General features: G+C 63.6%; 14 protein-coding genes. 13 read left to right on the forward strand and 1 reads right to left on the reverse strand.

All coding sequences use genetic code 11. From position 1 onward, the window contains the following. Nucleotides 1–39 precede the first annotated feature (39 nt). The 5 genes from FJ973_RS26145 to gndA all read left to right on the forward strand — a co-directional run bounded on the left by FJ973_RS26145 (nt 40) and on the right by gndA (nt 4,849). Complete coding sequence (locus tag FJ973_RS26145) at nt 40–396, forward strand: DUF2946 family protein (RefSeq protein WP_140549462.1); 357 nt, start codon at nt 40–42, stop codon at nt 394–396. A gap of 102 nt (nt 397–498) precedes the next feature. Beyond that, nucleotides 499–1,041: a copper chaperone PCu(A)C gene (locus tag FJ973_RS26150; protein WP_140558358.1), complete on the forward strand. Its 543-nt coding sequence runs from the start codon at nt 499–501 to the stop codon at nt 1,039–1,041. 38 nt (nt 1,042–1,079) lie between these two features. Continuing rightward, nucleotides 1,080–1,598, forward strand: coding sequence for a YcnI family protein (locus FJ973_RS26155; protein WP_140500293.1), 519 nt, complete (start codon nt 1,080–1,082; stop codon nt 1,596–1,598). A 52-nt stretch (nt 1,599–1,650) separates the two neighbouring features. Beyond that, nucleotides 1,651–3,285, forward strand: coding sequence for a copper resistance CopC/CopD family protein (locus FJ973_RS26160; protein ID WP_140558360.1), 1,635 nt, complete (start codon nt 1,651–1,653; stop codon nt 3,283–3,285). A gap of 115 nt (nt 3,286–3,400) precedes the next feature. Next, on the forward strand, nt 3,401–4,849 hold the full coding sequence (gene gndA, locus FJ973_RS26165; protein ID WP_281407027.1) for an NADP-dependent phosphogluconate dehydrogenase: 1,449 nt from the start codon (nt 3,401–3,403) through the stop codon (nt 4,847–4,849). A 102-nt stretch (nt 4,850–4,951) separates the two neighbouring features. Here the strand turns inward: gndA and FJ973_RS26170 are convergent, their stop codons facing one another. Beyond that, nucleotides 4,952–5,992 (reverse strand): LacI family transcriptional regulator, encoded by a 1,041-nt coding sequence (locus FJ973_RS26170; protein WP_140558363.1) that lies wholly within the window; start codon nt 5,990–5,992, stop codon nt 4,952–4,954. 403 nt (nt 5,993–6,395) lie between these two features. Here FJ973_RS26170 and FJ973_RS26175 point away from each other — a divergent pair, with 403 nt between their 5' ends. The 8 genes from FJ973_RS26175 to FJ973_RS26210 all read left to right on the forward strand — a co-directional run bounded on the left by FJ973_RS26175 (nt 6,396) and on the right by FJ973_RS26210 (nt 14,342). Beyond that, nucleotides 6,396–7,634, forward strand: a complete 1,239-nt coding sequence (locus FJ973_RS26175; RefSeq protein WP_140558365.1) for an ABC transporter substrate-binding protein — start codon at nt 6,396–6,398, stop codon at nt 7,632–7,634. Between the two features lie 94 nt (nt 7,635–7,728). Further along, nucleotides 7,729–8,622, forward strand: coding sequence for a sugar ABC transporter permease (locus tag FJ973_RS26180; protein ID WP_140558367.1), 894 nt, complete (start codon nt 7,729–7,731; stop codon nt 8,620–8,622). Continuing rightward, complete coding sequence (locus FJ973_RS26185; protein WP_140513776.1) at nt 8,615–9,550, forward strand: carbohydrate ABC transporter permease; 936 nt, start codon at nt 8,615–8,617, stop codon at nt 9,548–9,550. The genes FJ973_RS26180 and FJ973_RS26185 overlap by 8 nt, the downstream gene beginning before the upstream one ends. Next, nucleotides 9,550–10,650, forward strand: a complete 1,101-nt coding sequence (gene ugpC, locus FJ973_RS26190) for a sn-glycerol-3-phosphate ABC transporter ATP-binding protein UgpC (RefSeq protein ID WP_181165360.1) — start codon at nt 9,550–9,552, stop codon at nt 10,648–10,650. The genes FJ973_RS26185 and ugpC overlap by 1 nt, the downstream gene beginning before the upstream one ends. Nucleotides 10,651–10,689: 39 nt before the next feature. Next, nucleotides 10,690–11,436 (forward strand): sugar phosphate isomerase/epimerase, encoded by a 747-nt coding sequence (locus FJ973_RS26195; protein ID WP_140500279.1) that lies wholly within the window; start codon nt 10,690–10,692, stop codon nt 11,434–11,436. An 11-nt stretch (nt 11,437–11,447) separates the two neighbouring features. Beyond that, entirely contained in the window at nt 11,448–12,590 is a 1,143-nt protein-coding gene (locus tag FJ973_RS26200) for a Gfo/Idh/MocA family oxidoreductase (protein ID WP_140558368.1), read from the forward strand. A 134-nt stretch (nt 12,591–12,724) separates the two neighbouring features. Beyond that, on the forward strand, nt 12,725–13,771 hold the full coding sequence (gene mgrA / locus FJ973_RS26205) for an L-glyceraldehyde 3-phosphate reductase (protein WP_140558370.1): 1,047 nt from the start codon (nt 12,725–12,727) through the stop codon (nt 13,769–13,771). A 166-nt stretch (nt 13,772–13,937) separates the two neighbouring features. Then, on the forward strand, nt 13,938–14,342 hold the full coding sequence (locus FJ973_RS26210) for a Fur family transcriptional regulator (RefSeq protein WP_140500273.1): 405 nt from the start codon (nt 13,938–13,940) through the stop codon (nt 14,340–14,342). The last annotated feature ends 18 nt before the right edge of the window (nt 14,343–14,360 follow it).

Here is a 14,360-nt window from a genome sequence, read left to right on the forward strand (position 1 = left end):
CAGGCAAGTCATTTGACCAAAAAGGGGAGACGGTGGAGCATTCCGGTCGCGCTTGTCGCGGCCTACCTGCTGCTGCTTCAGTCGACGCTGAGCGCATTCGCCTTCGCCACCGGACCGGCCGCCTCGCAAATCGACGCCTTCGGCAACGTCATCTGCACCCACGAGGGCACTGCCCAGCTTCCCGATGGCGGCCCGCATCCGTCGCATCTGCCGGCATGCTGCATGCTGGGCTGCAGCATGGTTTCAGCGGCCTTTGCGCCGCCACCCGATGCCGGGCTTGCGCTGGCCTCGCTTTCGTTCGAAGCCGTCGTTTTCATCTTTCCGGCGGCCACGCATCTCGATTTCGCGCGCCAACGCTCGCCGTCGAATCCGCGCGCGCCGCCGCTTTCGGCCTGAGCCTGCTGTACGCCCGGCGGAACCTTCCGCCGGTGCTTTCATCCAAATAACGAATCGTTCGCGACCGGCCAACGGCGCGATCCCCTATTCATGGAGCAAACCATGTCCCAAGCTTTTCATATCGCGGCGCCTCCTTCGGGCGGCCGCACCAAATTCCCGCGCCGTTTCAATGAACGTGTCGGCCTTGCCGTGCTGGCGTTTGTGCTCTTGTTCTTCGGTGCCCAGGCCGTCTGCGCGCATGAATTCAAGGCCGGCGATCTCGAGATCGAGCATCCCTGGTCGCGCGCGACACCCACAGGCGCCAAGGTGGCCGGCGGCTATTTCACCATCACCAACAAGGGCAATGCACCCGACCGGCTGCTGTCGATTTCCTCCGACGTCTCCGAAAAAGCAGAGCTGCATGAAATGGGCGTCAAGGACGGCGTCATGACCATGCGGCCGGTGACGGTCGGCCTGGAAATCCCGGCCGGCGGCAAGGTGGCGCTAGCACCCGGCGGCTATCACCTGATGTTCATAGGCCTGAAGCGGCAACCCAAGCAGGGCGAAGAATTCGCAGCCACGCTGACCTTCGAAAAGGCTGGCGCCGTCAACGTCGAGTTCGCTGTCGAAGGCATGGGCGGTGGCATGGACGACCACGCCAATTGACCGCGCCATCCACAACTATTGAATTCAGAGGGACCATCATGAACAAGTATCTTTTGTCGGCCGGCGCGCTTCTGGCGCTGGGAACCAGTGCCGCCTTCGCGCATGTCACGCTCGAAACACAGGAAGCGGCGGTCGGTTCGACCTACAAGGCCATCCTGCGGGTGCCGCATGGCTGTGACGGCAAGGCGACGACCGCCGTGCGCGTGCAGATCCCGGAAGGGGTGATCGCGGTGAAGCCGATGCCGAAGCCCGGCTGGACGCTGCAGACCAAGAAGGGCAAGTACGAGAAATCCTACCAGCTCTACGGCCAGGCGGTCGCCGACGGCGTCAAGGAGGTCGATTGGAGCGGCGGCAATCTGCCGGACGAATTCTACGACGAGTTCGTCTTCCGTGCGATGCTGACGGCAGACCTCCCGGCGGGTCAGAAACTCTATTTCCCGGTGGTGCAGGAGTGCGATGGCGCCGCCGACCGCTGGATCGAAATCCCGGCGGCGGGGCAGGACGAAGACGCCCTGGAGAACCCCGCGCCCGGCATCGAGCTCACGCCGAAAAAGTAAGCTCTCGCGGTGCGCTCCATTGTCCGGAGCGCGCCGCATTTATGGCAATGACATGACGGTGATATTCCCTTCCAGGACGGTTCGCGCGACCGGCAAGCTCATCGGCCGAGCTGCCATAGGGCTGCTGACCTTGGCCATGCTGATTGCCGTGGCCACGACAAATCAGGCCTTTGCGCACGCCGCGCTGATCAAGACCGATCCGGCCGACGGCGCCGTGCTGTCGCAGGCCCCGGCGCAATTCGCGCTGACTTTCAGCGAACCGGTCTCGCCACTGGTGCTGACGCTGGTGAAGCCCGACGGCACGCCCGTTCCGCTGACGTCCTTCCGCCTCAGCGACCAGACCGTCGTGATCGACGATCCGCAGGCACTTGGATCGGGCACGCATGTGCTGAGCTGGCGAGTGATTTCCGCCGACGGTCATCCGGTCGGCGGCTCTCTGCTGTTTTCCATCGGCGCGGCGAGCCAGCCGCCGGCTGTTTCCGAAGCCGTCGACTGGCAATTGCGCTCGGCGATCTGGATCGGCAAGGTCTGCCTCTATATCGGCCTGTTCCTCGGCGTCGGCGGCGCCTTCGCTCTCGCCTGGCTGGCGCGGGGTGGCCGCGCCGGACAGCGCTTCGTTGCTGCCGCAATCCTGTGCGGGCTGGTCGCGGCACCCATGTCGCTTGGCTTTCAAGGGCTGGATGCGCTCGGCGCACCGCTCTCGCATATGGCGCAGCCGGCCATCTGGACCGCCGGTCTCGGCACCAGCTTCGGCTGGACGGTGTTGATCGCGTTGATCGCGCTGGGGCTCGGCCTTTTGTCGCTGGCCGGACCGCGCGCGGCCGCCAGGCCCCTCGCGCTCGCCGGCCTGGCCGGAACGGGCCTCGCGCTCGCCGCCAGCGGCCACGCGAGTGCCGCCGAGCCACAATGGCTGACGCGGCCGATGGTGTTCCTGCACGGCGCCGGCATTGCCTTCTGGGCCGGTGCGCTGGCGCCGCTCGGACTCGCGCTGAAACGGCAGGATGCCGAAGCGGTCACGTTCCTTCGCCGGTTCTCCGCCGCTATCATGCCGGTGGTGGCCTTGCTCGCCGCCGCGGGCGTGGTGCTGGCCGTCATCCAGGTGCAAACACCCGCAGCGCTGGTCAACACCGCCTATGGCCGGCTGCTGCTGGTCAAGCTTGCGCTGCTGGTCTTCCTGTTCACGCTCGCCGCCGTCAACCGCTGGAGATTGACGGCAATGGCCGAGGCGGGGGCGACGGAAGTGCGGCGCAGGCTCACCCGTTCGATCGGCGTCGAAATACTGATCGTGCTCGCCATCTTCGGTGTTGCCGCCGGCTGGCGCTTCACGCCGCCGCCGCGGGCGCTGGCGATTGCCGCGGCGCAGCCGGTGTCGGTTCATATCCACGCGCTGAAGGCGATGGCCGACCTCAGCATCACGCCCGGCCATGCCGGGCCGGTCGCCGCCTCGATGATCATCATGACCGGCGATTTCGGGCCGCTCGACGCCAAGGAGGTGACGCTGGTGCTGTCGAAGCCGGACTCCGGCATCGAGCCGCTGAAGCGGGCCGCGACAAAGCCCGGCGACGGCAGCTGGCGTGTCGACGATCTCGTCATCCCGGTCCCTGGCCGGTGGATGGCGCGCATCGACATACTGGTCTCCGATTTCGAGATGGTGAAGATCGAGGCGCCGGTAGACATCAGGCCGTGATGGCTCTCCAACACAATTCGGCGAGGCGGTTGACGCGAGCCTGAAGGCCCGTCAATCATCCTGGCAGGATGCATCTTGGCAAAAACCCGGGCAATCGCGGGCTCGAACAAACAAGATCCGAAAGCAGGGAAGAAACATGGAAAAAGCCGAAATTGGCCTGATCGGCCTTGGCACGATGGGCTCCAACCTGGCGCTCAACATCGCCGAGCACGGGCACCGCATCGCTGTGTTCAATCGCACCAAGGCGCGTACGGATGCCTTTGTCGAGAATGCCGGCGCGCTCAGGGATATGGTTGTCCCCTGCTACAGCCTGGAAGAACTCGCCGCCGCGATCCGGCCGCCGCGTCCGATCATCATCATGGTGCTGGCCGGCAAGCCGGTCGATGAACAGATCGCCGCATTGCGCGGCGTGCTGTCCCATGACGACATCGTCATCGATGCCGGCAACGCCAATTTTCGCGACACGATGCGGCGCTTTTCCGAGCTGGCGGGCTCCGGCCTCACCTTCATCGGCATGGGCGTGTCCGGCGGCGAGGAGGGTGCGCGCCACGGGCCGTCGATCATGGTCGGCGGCACCGAAGAGTCCTGGAAGCGCGTCGAGAAGGTGCTGACGGCAATCTCCGCCAAGTTCAAGGACGAGCCATGCGCGGCCTGGCTCGGCACCGACGGCGCCGGCCATTTCGTCAAGACCATTCACAACGGCATCGAATATGCCGACATGCAGATGATCGGCGAGATCTACGGCATCCTGCGCGACGGCCTGGGCATGGGGCCGAAGGAGATCGGCGCCGTATTCGCCGGCTGGAACAAGGGCCGGCTCAACTCCTACCTGATCGAGATCACCGCCAAGGTGCTGGCGTCAGATGATCCCAAGACCGGCAAGCCGGTGGTCGACATCATCCTCGACCGCGCCGGCCAGAAGGGCACCGGCAAATGGTCGGTCATCGAGGCACAGCAACTCGGCATTCCGGCGACCGCCATCGAGGCGGCGGTGGCGGCACGCGTCCTGTCGTCGATCAAGGACGAGCGGCTTGCGGCGGAAAAAGCCTATGGCAACATCGGCGTCACCAGGATTTCGGGCGACAAGGCAGACCTGCTCAAGGATCTGGAACTGGCGCTGTTCGCCGGCAAGATATCAGCCTACGCGCAAGGCTTCGCGGTGATGAGCGGCGCTTCGAAGGCGTTCAACTGGAACCTGCCGATGCCGACCATCGCCAAGATCTGGCGTGCCGGCTGCATCATCCGATCGCAGATGCTCGACACCATGGCCGAAGCCTTCGGCCGCGGCGGCGCTTCGACCAATCTCCTGATGGCGCCGGCCTTCATCACCATGATGCAGGAGGCGCATCCGTCACTGCGGCGCGTCGTGGCCAGGGCTTCCGAAGCCGGATCGCCGGTGCCGGCGCTGTCTTCCGCCCTTGCCTATTTCGACAGCTATCGCCAGGGCCGCGGGACCTCGAACCTGGTCCAGGCACAGCGTGATTTCTTCGGTGCGCATGGCTTCGAGCGTATCGATGACAAGGGCGCCTTCCATGGACCCTGGGGCAGCGGCGCGGCCGGCTAGCGGTTCAGCGTTTCGCGGAACGGCGTACCGCTCTATCTCTTTGTTTTTTGGGCAATGCCTTAGGAAAGCTACGCGGGAATTGCTCTGGCGGCGGGGCTTCAATCAGCCGCGATAGGCCACAACTTCGCCCGGCGCGCTGAGCGACTGCAGCGAGCCGGGCGCCGCGCCGCCGATCCAGCCGAGCACGGCGCGGGCGAGCTCGGAGCCGGCCAGCCGGAAGTTCTCGTTGACGATCAGCAGTTCCCGGCGGAACAGATGCAGCAGTTCCGACGACTGCTTCGACACCACGTCGATGTCGCGGCCGAGTTTCAACCCGGCGTCCTCGACGCCGGCAACAATGGCAAGCGTGGCGGCCGCGGCGCTGCTGACGATGCCGTCCGGCCTGATGTCGCGGCGCATCAGCTGCGCGGTCCTCATCCTGATCTGCTCGATGTGGTCGATCGAAACGGTGTTGAACGGCACCTCCGAGGCGCCGACTTCGCTCAGCGCGTCGGCAAAGCCGTTCACGGTGTGGCCGTGATAGGTCAGGCCGACCGGCGGCGTCACCAGAGCCAGCCGACGCCGGCCCAGGCCGGCCAGATGGCGCACCGCCTCGGCCGCGAAGGCGTAATTGTCGAAATCATGATAGGGGTGCACGAGCCCCATATCGGTGCGGCCGTGCGTTGCAAAAGGTATGCCGCGCTCCAGCATGTAGCGGGCCCTTGGATCGTTGGGCTGCGTGCGCGAAATGATGACGCCATCGGCGGAGCCGGTCTCGACGAGATAACGCACCGGATCCAGCGGATCCTGCGAGCGCGAGTAGGGCGTGACGATCAGATGGTAGGGCGTATCGGCGATGACTTCGGTGACGCCGTAGATGATGTCCGAGACAAAGCTCATGATCTCGTGCTCGGTGTTGAGCACGAGGCTGATGACGTTGGTCTTGCCGGTTCGCAGGCGCACGCCGGCGCGGTTCGGCCGGTAACCGATCTGCTTGGCCACGAGCTGGACGCGGCGCCTGGTCTCGGCGCCGATCTCCGGCGCGTCCTTCAGCGCCCGCGACACGGTGGTGACGCCGAGCCCGGTCATGAAGGCAAGCGTCTTCAGCGTCGGCCGCTCCCTGGCCGACGTCTCGTCATCGCTGTCCGTGCGCCGTCTGTCCATTCATCCCGCCCCGTCAGGCGCTTAGCAGCCGCGGGCCAGGCCGGCAATCGCCGCCGTCGCTCCCATGGCGCGTCTCCTTAGCTGAACAAACCTATACTGAAACGTTACAGATTGTCACGACCGGTGTTCGACCAGGCTGTGGCCGAGGTCGAAAGTCCGCATGGGCTCGCCGCCGAAAAGCGTTGGGAATCAGCAGGAAAGGCATTGGGAGCAAGCTTCTTGCGAGCTTTCTGTCTTGCCATGTGGGATTTTGCGTATTGCGCTGCACAACGGGCTCCATCCCGAAAGGATTTTGTTCGCGCCTCGAAAAATATCGAACTGACTTTCAAGGGAAGGGTTGCGCATATCCTGCAATTGCCGTATCGAAAATCTGTAACGTTTCAGATTCTGGGAGGAAACCGAAATGCGATACAAATTCCTGACCGCCGCGCTTGCGGCGACGGTGGCGTTGAATTTTGCCGGGCCGGCGGCCGCAACCGATCTGGAAGTCACCCATTGGTGGACATCCGGCGGCGAGGCGGCGGCGGTCGCCGAACTCGCCAAAGCCTTCGACGCAACCGGCAACCACTGGGTCGACGGCGCCATCGCCGGGTCCGGCGGCACGGCGCGGCCGATCATGATCAGCCGCATCACCGGCGGCGACCCGATGGGCGCCACCCAGTTCAACCACGGCCGGCAAGCGGAAGAGCTGGTGCAGGCAGGCCTGATGCGCGATCTCACCGATGTCGCCACCAAGGGCAAGTGGACCGAGGTCGTGCGGCCGAAGAGCCTGCTCGACGGTTGCACCATCGACGGCAAGATCTATTGCGTGCCGGTCAACATTCACTCCTGGCAGTGGCTGTGGCTGTCGAACGCGGCCTTCGAGAAGGCGGGCGTGCCGGTGCCGAAGAACTGGAACGAATATGTCGCCGCCGCCCCGGCGCTGGAAAAGGCCGGAATCGTCCCGCTCGCGGTCGGCGGGCAGGCCTGGCAGGCATCGGGCGCATTCGACGTGCTGCTCGCCGCAGTGGGCGGCACGGACACCTTCCTCAAGGTCTACAAGGACAAGGATGCGACGTTCGCCGCCGGTCCTGAAGTCGCCAAGGTCTTCAAGGCCGCCGACGATGCGCGCAAGATGGCCAAGAACACCAATGTGCAGGACTGGAACCAGGCGACCAACATGGTCATCACCGGCAAGGCCGGCGGCCAGATCATGGGCGACTGGGCGCAAGGCGAATTCCAGGTCGCCGGCAAGACAGCCGGCAAGGATTATACCTGCCTTCCCGGGCTTGGCCTGAACGAGGTCATCGCCACCGGCGGCGACGCCTTCTACTTCCCGCTGCTCAAGGACGCCGACAAGTCCAAGGCGCAGGAAGTGCTGGCCGAGACCTTGCTCGATCCCAAGACCCAGGTCGCCTTCAATCTCAAGAAAGGCTCGCTGCCGGTGCGCGGCGACGTCGACCTCAACGCTGCCAACGATTGCATGAAGAAGGGGCTCGACATCCTGGCCAAGGGCGCCGTCATTCCCTGGACGGACCAACTGCTCTCGCAGGACAGCCAGAAGCAGAAGGAGGACCTGTTCTCGGAGTTCTTCGCCAAGCCCGACATGACGCTCGAAGAAGCGCAAAAGCGCTTCGCCGACATCATCGCCTCGGCCGATTGACCGCCGACAAGCCGCCTCGCTCCCGGCCACCTCAGGGCCGGGAGCGAGGCGTGCCGACCTTGTCGCCCTTACCCGATCCAGCATGGCTGCACCGATGAGCAAGAGCGAACGCCCGAGCCAACTCTTCCGCAACCTCAATGCGAAGGTCGCCTCGATCCCGATGATCCTCACCGCGCTGGTGGTGTTCGTCGGCGGCACAGCCTGGACGGTGCTTTATTCCTTCACCAATTCGAAGCTTCTGCCGCGGCTGCATTTCGTCGGGCTCGACCAGTACTACCGGCTGTGGGCGACGCCGCGCTGGCTCGTCTCGATCGAGAATCTCTTGATCTACGGCGTGCTGTCGCTCGTCTTCTCGCTGGTAATCGGCTTCCTGCTCGCCGCCCTGCTCGACCAGAAGATCCGTTTCGAGGACACGTTCCGCACCATCTTTCTCTATCCCTTCGCGCTTTCCTTCATCGTCACCGGCCTCGTCTGGCAATGGCTGCTCAATCCCGATTTCGGCGTTCAAGGAGTGGTTCGCGACCTCGGCTGGACAAGCTTCAATTTCGATCCGCTCTACAATTCGAGCATCGTCATCTACGGCATATTGATCGCCGCGCTGTGGCAAGGCACCGGGCTGATCATGTGCCTGATGCTGGCCGGCCTGCGCGGCATCGACGAGGACATCTGGAAGGCCGCGCGGGTGGACGGCATCTCCACCTGGAAGACCTATCTCTTCATCATCATCCCGATGATGCGGCCGGTCTTCATAACCACGCTGGTGATCATCGCGTCGGGCATCGTCAAAGTCTACGACCTCGTCGTAGCGCAGACCAGCGGCGGTCCCGGCATTTCCTCTGAAGTGCCAGCCAAATATGTCTACGACTACATGTTCTTCGCCCAGAACCTCGGCCAGGGTTTTGCCGCCTCGACCATGATGCTCCTGTCGGTGATGATCGTCATCGTGCCGTGGGCCTATCTCGAATTCGGAGGCCGCAAGCGTGTCTGATCATGCCGTCTCCCTGGCCGCATCCCAAGCCGCCATCCGCGCCGATGCCTCGGGACCGAGCGGACCGAAGCCCCGGCACATGTTGTCGCGCCGCAACATCTTCCTGTACGGCACGCTCATCGTGGTGGCGCTCTATTACCTGCTGCCGCTCTATGTGATGGTTGTCACCTCGCTCAAGGGCATGCCGGAAATTCGTCTCGGCAACATCTTCTCGCCGCCGGTCGAGATCACGTTCGAGCCGTGGGTCAAGGCATGGTCGCAGGCCTGCACCGGTCTCAACTGCGACGGTCTCTCTCGCGGCTTCTGGAACTCGGTGCGCATCACCGTCCCCTCGGTGATCCTGTCGATCGCAATCGCCTCGGTGAACGGCTACGCGCTGGCCAATTGGCGCTTCAAGGGCGCCGACACGTTCTTCGTCATCCTGATCGTCGGGGCCTTTATCCCCTATCAGGTGATGATCTATCCGATCGTCATCATCCTGCGCGAGATCGGCCTCTATGGCAGCCTGAGCGGCCTGGTGATCGTGCATTCCATTTTCGGCATGCCAATCCTGACGCTCTTGTTCCGCAACTATTTCACCTCCATGCCGGAGGAACTGTTCAGGGCTGCGCGCGTCGACGGCGCCGGCTTCTGGGGCATTTATCTGCGCATCATGTTGCCGATGTCGCTGCCGATCTTCGTCGTCGCCGTCATCCTGCAGGTGACCGGCATCTGGAACGACTTCCTGTTCGGCGTCGTCTATACGCGCCCCGACACCTATCCGATGACGGTGCAGCTCAACAACATCGTCAACTCGGTGCAGGGGGTGAAGGAATACAATGTCAACATGGCCGCCACCATCCTGACCGGGCTGGTGCCGCTGGTCGTCTACTTCATTTCCGGCAAATTGTTCGTGCGCGGCATTGCCGCCGGCGCGGTGAAAGGGTGATGTCGATGGCGGCAAACGGCACCAGCGTTTCGATCCAGGACCTGTCGCTGAACTTCGGCTTGGTCTCGGTGCTGCAGACGCTCAACCTCGACGTCGCCGAGGGCGAGTTCATAGTGCTGCTCGGACCCTCGGGTTGCGGCAAGTCGACCTTGCTCAACTGCATCGCCGGACTGCTCGACATTTCGGACGGCCGCATCTTCATCAAGGGCAAGAACGTCACCTGGGAAGAGCCCAAGGACCGCGGCATCGGCATGGTGTTCCAGTCCTACGCACTCTATCCGCAGATGACGGTGGAGAAGAACTTATCCTTCGGGCTGCGCGTCGCTGGCGTGCCCAAGGACGAGATCGCGAAGCGCATAGCGCGCGCCGCCGAGATCCTGCAGATCGAGCCGCTGTTGCAGCGCAAGCCCGCAGCGCTCTCCGGCGGCCAGCGCCAACGCGTGGCGATCGGGCGCGCGCTGGTGCGCGACGTCGACGTGTTCCTGTTCGACGAGCCGCTGTCGAACCTGGACGCCAAGCTGCGCTCCGAACTGCGCGTCGAGATCAAGCTTTTGCACCGCAAATTGCAGAACACCATGATCTACGTCACGCATGACCAGATCGAGGCGATGACGCTGGCCGACCGTATCGCGGTCATGCGCGGCGGCGTCATCCAACAACTCGACGCGCCGCAGACCATCTATAACAAACCGGTCAACCGCTTCGTCGCCGGCTTCCTCGGTTCGCCGGCGATGAACTTCATTGACGGCAGGCTCGAGAAAGACGCTGGCAACTGGTTTTTCGTGGCCGACAATCTCAAGGTTCCACTCGGCACCTATCATTTCGACAAGCAACCGGAAGCCGGCCCTGCCGTGTTCGGCATCAGGCCCGAGCATGTCAGCCTGAACAGCGGCACGGGCTGGCCATTCTCGACGGCGGCCAATGTCGAGGTGGTCGAACCGATGGGGTCCGACACGCTGGTGTGGCTGAAGCTTGCAAAGCAGAATTTCAGCGTCCGGGTCACCTCGGAACGGACGCCCAAGAACGATGAGGCGGTGACGGTGGGCTTCGACCCGATGCGCGCCTCGCTCTTCGATGCCCAAACCGGCAGCCGCATCTAAAGCCCGATAACCATCCCCCAAGCAGAACGGACAAAGACGATGAACTGGTCATTCCAACTTTACAGCGCGCGCAATTTCCAGCCCTGGGAAGGCGTGCTCGAGATGCTCGGCAAGCTCGGCTACACAGAGGTTGAAGGCTTCGGCGGCGTCTATGACGATCCCAAGGCCTTCCGCGCTCAACTCGACAAAAACGGCCTTGCCATGCCGACCGGGCATTTCTCCATCGATGCGCTGGAGAAGGATTTCGACGGCGTGCGCAGGATAGCTGAAGCGCTCGGCATCAAGCTTTTGATCTGCCCCTTTCTCATGCCTGAGTCCAGGCCTTCGGACGCTGCCGGCTGGCGCGGCTTCGGCGAGCGCCTGGCCAAGGTCGGCGAGACGGCGAAGAAGGGCGGCTACGGCTTTGCCTGGCACAATCATGATTTCGAGTTCAAAAAACTCGCCGACGGCTCGCTGCCACAGGATCACATCCTGGCTTCAGCGCCCGACATCGGCTGGGAGATGGATGTCGCCTGGGTGGTGCGCGGCGGCGCCGATCCGCTGCCCTGGATCGAAAGGCACGGCAAGCGCATCGTTGCCGTTCACGTCAAGGACATGGCAAGGCCGGGCGAGGGGCTGGACGAGGACGGCTGGTCGGATGTCGGCCACGGCACGATCGACTGGGCCGGCCTGATCGAGGCGCTGCGGGCCAAGAGCGCGGCCAAATATTTCATCATGGAACAGGACAATCCCAATGACATCGAGCGCTTCGCCCGCCGTTCGATCGCAACCGTAACGGCCTATTAGGAACAAGCATCATGGCAAACAAACTTGGCGTCGGCGTCATCGGCTGCGGCAACATCTCGAAGGCATATTTCTCGCTGGCGCCGCTGTTTCGCGGCATCAAGATGCGGGCTTGCGCCGATATCAACATGGACGCCGCGAAAGCGCGGGCGAAGGAGTTCAAGCTGCGCGCCGAGACGGTCGAGGACCTGCTCAAGGCCGACGACATCGACATCATCGTCAACCTGACCATTCCGGCCGTGCACTACGAAGTGTCGAAACAGGTGCTCGACGCGGGCAAGCATGTCTATTCGGAAAAGCCCTTCGTGCTTTCGGTCAAGGAGGGGCTCGACTTGAAGAAGCGGGCGGAGAAGAAGGGACTTCGCATCGGCTCGGCACCCGACACCTTCTTCGGCGGCGCGCATCAGTTGGTGCGCAACCTGATCGATACCGGCAAGCTCGGCAGGATCACCAGCGGCACTTGCCATGTCATGGGGCACGGCATGGAGCACTGGCACCCCAATCCGGACTTCTTCTTCCAGCCGGGCGCCGGCCCCGTGCTCGACATCGGGCCGTATTACATCACCAATCTGATCCAGCTGATCGGACCGGTGAAGCAGGTGGCGGCCTTCGCCACAACCCCGGCCAAGGAACGCACGATCAGTTCGAAGCCGCGCGCGGGCGAAAGGATCCCGGTCAACACGCCGACCACCATCCACGGCCTGCTGGAGTTCGAGAACGGAGCCGTGATCACGCTCAACACCAGCTGGGACGTCTGGAGCCACGGCCATGCGCCGATGGAGCTCTATGGCGAGATGGGGAGCGTGTTCGTGCCGGATCCGAACTTCTTCGGCGGCGACGTGCGCTTCACCGAAGCGGCCAAGCCGGTCAAGAAGCTGCCGAGATGGCAGCATCCGTTCGGCGTGCCCAACGAGATGCATTCGCAGGGCATGATGGCCAATTATCGCACCGCCGGCCTCGCCGACATGGCGATTGCGATCTCCGAGGGCAGGCCGCACCGCTGCTCGATGGAGCTGGCGCTGCACGCCGTCGACGTCATGACGGGAATCCTGCGCTCGGGCGAAACCGGCAAGTTCGTCGCCATGCAGACCACCTGCGAACGTCCAGCCGCGCTCGGCATCAAGGAAGCCAAGGCGCTGATGGCGAAGAAGAGCTAGATCGCGGATTATCGATAATTTTGATGAACCCTCTCCCCGTTTTCGCGGGGAGAGGGTAAGGGTTGGGGCGCAGGGCCTGCGCGTCGCGTTCGCGATGACAGTGCCCAGTCCATCCAGCTTCGAGGATTTTCCCCATGCCCTATGTCGCCGCCGAAAACCGCTATGAAAAAATGGTCCATAACCGCTGCGGGCGGTCCGGCCTGAAGCTGCCGGCGATCTCGCTGGGGCTGTGGCACAATTTCGGCAACGACACGCCGCACAGGACCAAGCAGGCGATCGCGCGCAAGGCCTTCGACCTCGGCATCACGCATTTCGACCTCGCCAACAATTACGGGCCGCCGCCCGGCTCGGCCGAGATTGCCTTCGGTGAGATACTGCGCACCGACTTCGCCGCCTACCGCGACGAACTCATCATCTCGACCAAGGCCGGCTACGAGATGTGGGCGGGGCCCTACGGCCAATGGGGCGGACGCAAATATTTGCTGGCCAGCCTCGACCAGAGCCTGAAGCGGATGGGGCTCGACTATGTCGACATCTTCTATTCGCACCGCTTCGATCCGGATACGCCGCTGGAGGAGACGATGGGCGCGCTCGACCATGCGGTGCGCGCGGGCAAGGCGCTCTATGTCGGCATCTCATCCTACAATTCGCAGCGCACGCGCGAGGCGGCCGATATACTGAAGCGGCTCGGCACGCCTTGCGTAATCCATCAGCCGAGTTATTCGATGCTGAACCGCTGGGTCGAGGACGATGGCCTGCTCGATACGCTTGATGGGCTGGGCGTCGGCTCGATCGTGTTCTCGCCGCTGGCACAGGGCATGCTGACCGACAAATATCTCGGCGGCATCCCCGAGGGCAGCCGTGCCTCCCAGGGCAAGTCGCTGCGGCCGGCCTTCATCAACGACAACACCATCGCCAACATACAGGCGTTGAACGCGATCGCGGGCCGCCGTGGCCAGACGCTGGCGCAGATGGCGCTGGCGTGGGTGCTGCGCAAGGGCAAGGTGACATCGGCGCTGATCGGCGCCAGCCGGCCGGAGCAGGTGGAGGACTGTGTCGGCGCGCTGGAGGCGCCCGACTTCAGCGACGCCGAGCTTGCCGAGATCGACAATTATGCGCGCGAGTCCGACATCAATCTGTGGGCAGCCTCGGCCGAGCGCAACGGCCCGCCGAGGAAGTAGGCATCGGAGCCGGCAAACGACAACGGTGGGAGCCCTCCCGCCGTTGTCGTTTGCGGAATGCCGCGCTAGCGCGTTTCAACAGAGGAGTAGCAAAGACAGCGGTTCGTCGCTATCTGAATGGGACGGGCCGTTTGTATGTGACACAAGGCAGGTCGGAAACAGGATCATGGCGGCAAGGGATGTGCTGACGAAGAACCAGCTGTGCGTGCTCGAGAAACTCGAGGCCGCCAGCGGGCCGCTCAGCGCCTACACCTTGCTTGACCAGCTCCGCGAGCGGGGTTTCCGCGCGCCCCTGCAGGTCTACCGCGCGCTCGACACGCTGGTGAAGTCCGGCTTCGTGCATCGGCTGGAAAGCCTCAATTCCTTCGTCGCCTGCGTCGAACCGCACGATCACAGCCATTCCATGACCGCTTTCGCCATCTGCGACACATGTGGCCAGGTGAGCGAAATGTCCGACCATGATGTCGGTCACCGGCTGGACGAATGGGTGCGCTCCACCGGCTTTGCCGCCAAGAAGGCGGTGATCGAGTTCCGCGGGACATGTGCCAAGTGCCGGGCGCAAGCTGCCTAATCTAAGGTGTGTCGATAT

It is taken from the genome of Mesorhizobium sp. B2-1-3, from assembly GCF_006442495.1.
Taxonomy (GTDB): domain Bacteria; phylum Pseudomonadota; class Alphaproteobacteria; order Rhizobiales; family Rhizobiaceae; genus Mesorhizobium.

Bases quoted from the DNA above. Each gene is read 5' to 3' on its own strand.
- ugpC (WP_181165360.1), top strand. From the start codon at position 9,550: ATGTCGATGGCGGCAAACGGCACCAGCGTTTCGATCCAGGACCTGTCG.
- FJ973_RS26175 (WP_140558365.1), top strand. From the start codon at position 6,396: ATGCGATACAAATTCCTGACCGCCGCGCTTGCGGCGACGGTGGCGTTG.
- FJ973_RS26195 (WP_140500279.1), top strand. From the start codon at position 10,690: ATGAACTGGTCATTCCAACTTTACAGCGCGCGCAATTTCCAGCCCTGG.
- FJ973_RS26200 (WP_140558368.1), top strand. From the start codon at position 11,448: ATGGCAAACAAACTTGGCGTCGGCGTCATCGGCTGCGGCAACATCTCG.
- mgrA (WP_140558370.1), top strand. From the start codon at position 12,725: ATGCCCTATGTCGCCGCCGAAAACCGCTATGAAAAAATGGTCCATAAC.
- FJ973_RS26170 (WP_140558363.1), bottom strand. From the start codon at position 5,992: ATGGACAGACGGCGCACGGACAGCGATGACGAGACGTCGGCCAGGGAG.
- FJ973_RS26150 (WP_140558358.1), top strand. From the start codon at position 499: ATGTCCCAAGCTTTTCATATCGCGGCGCCTCCTTCGGGCGGCCGCACC.
- FJ973_RS26155 (WP_140500293.1), top strand. From the start codon at position 1,080: ATGAACAAGTATCTTTTGTCGGCCGGCGCGCTTCTGGCGCTGGGAACC.
- FJ973_RS26210 (WP_140500273.1), top strand. From the start codon at position 13,938: ATGGCGGCAAGGGATGTGCTGACGAAGAACCAGCTGTGCGTGCTCGAG.
- FJ973_RS26160 (WP_140558360.1), top strand. From the start codon at position 1,651: ATGACGGTGATATTCCCTTCCAGGACGGTTCGCGCGACCGGCAAGCTC.
- FJ973_RS26180 (WP_140558367.1), top strand. From the start codon at position 7,729: ATGAGCAAGAGCGAACGCCCGAGCCAACTCTTCCGCAACCTCAATGCG.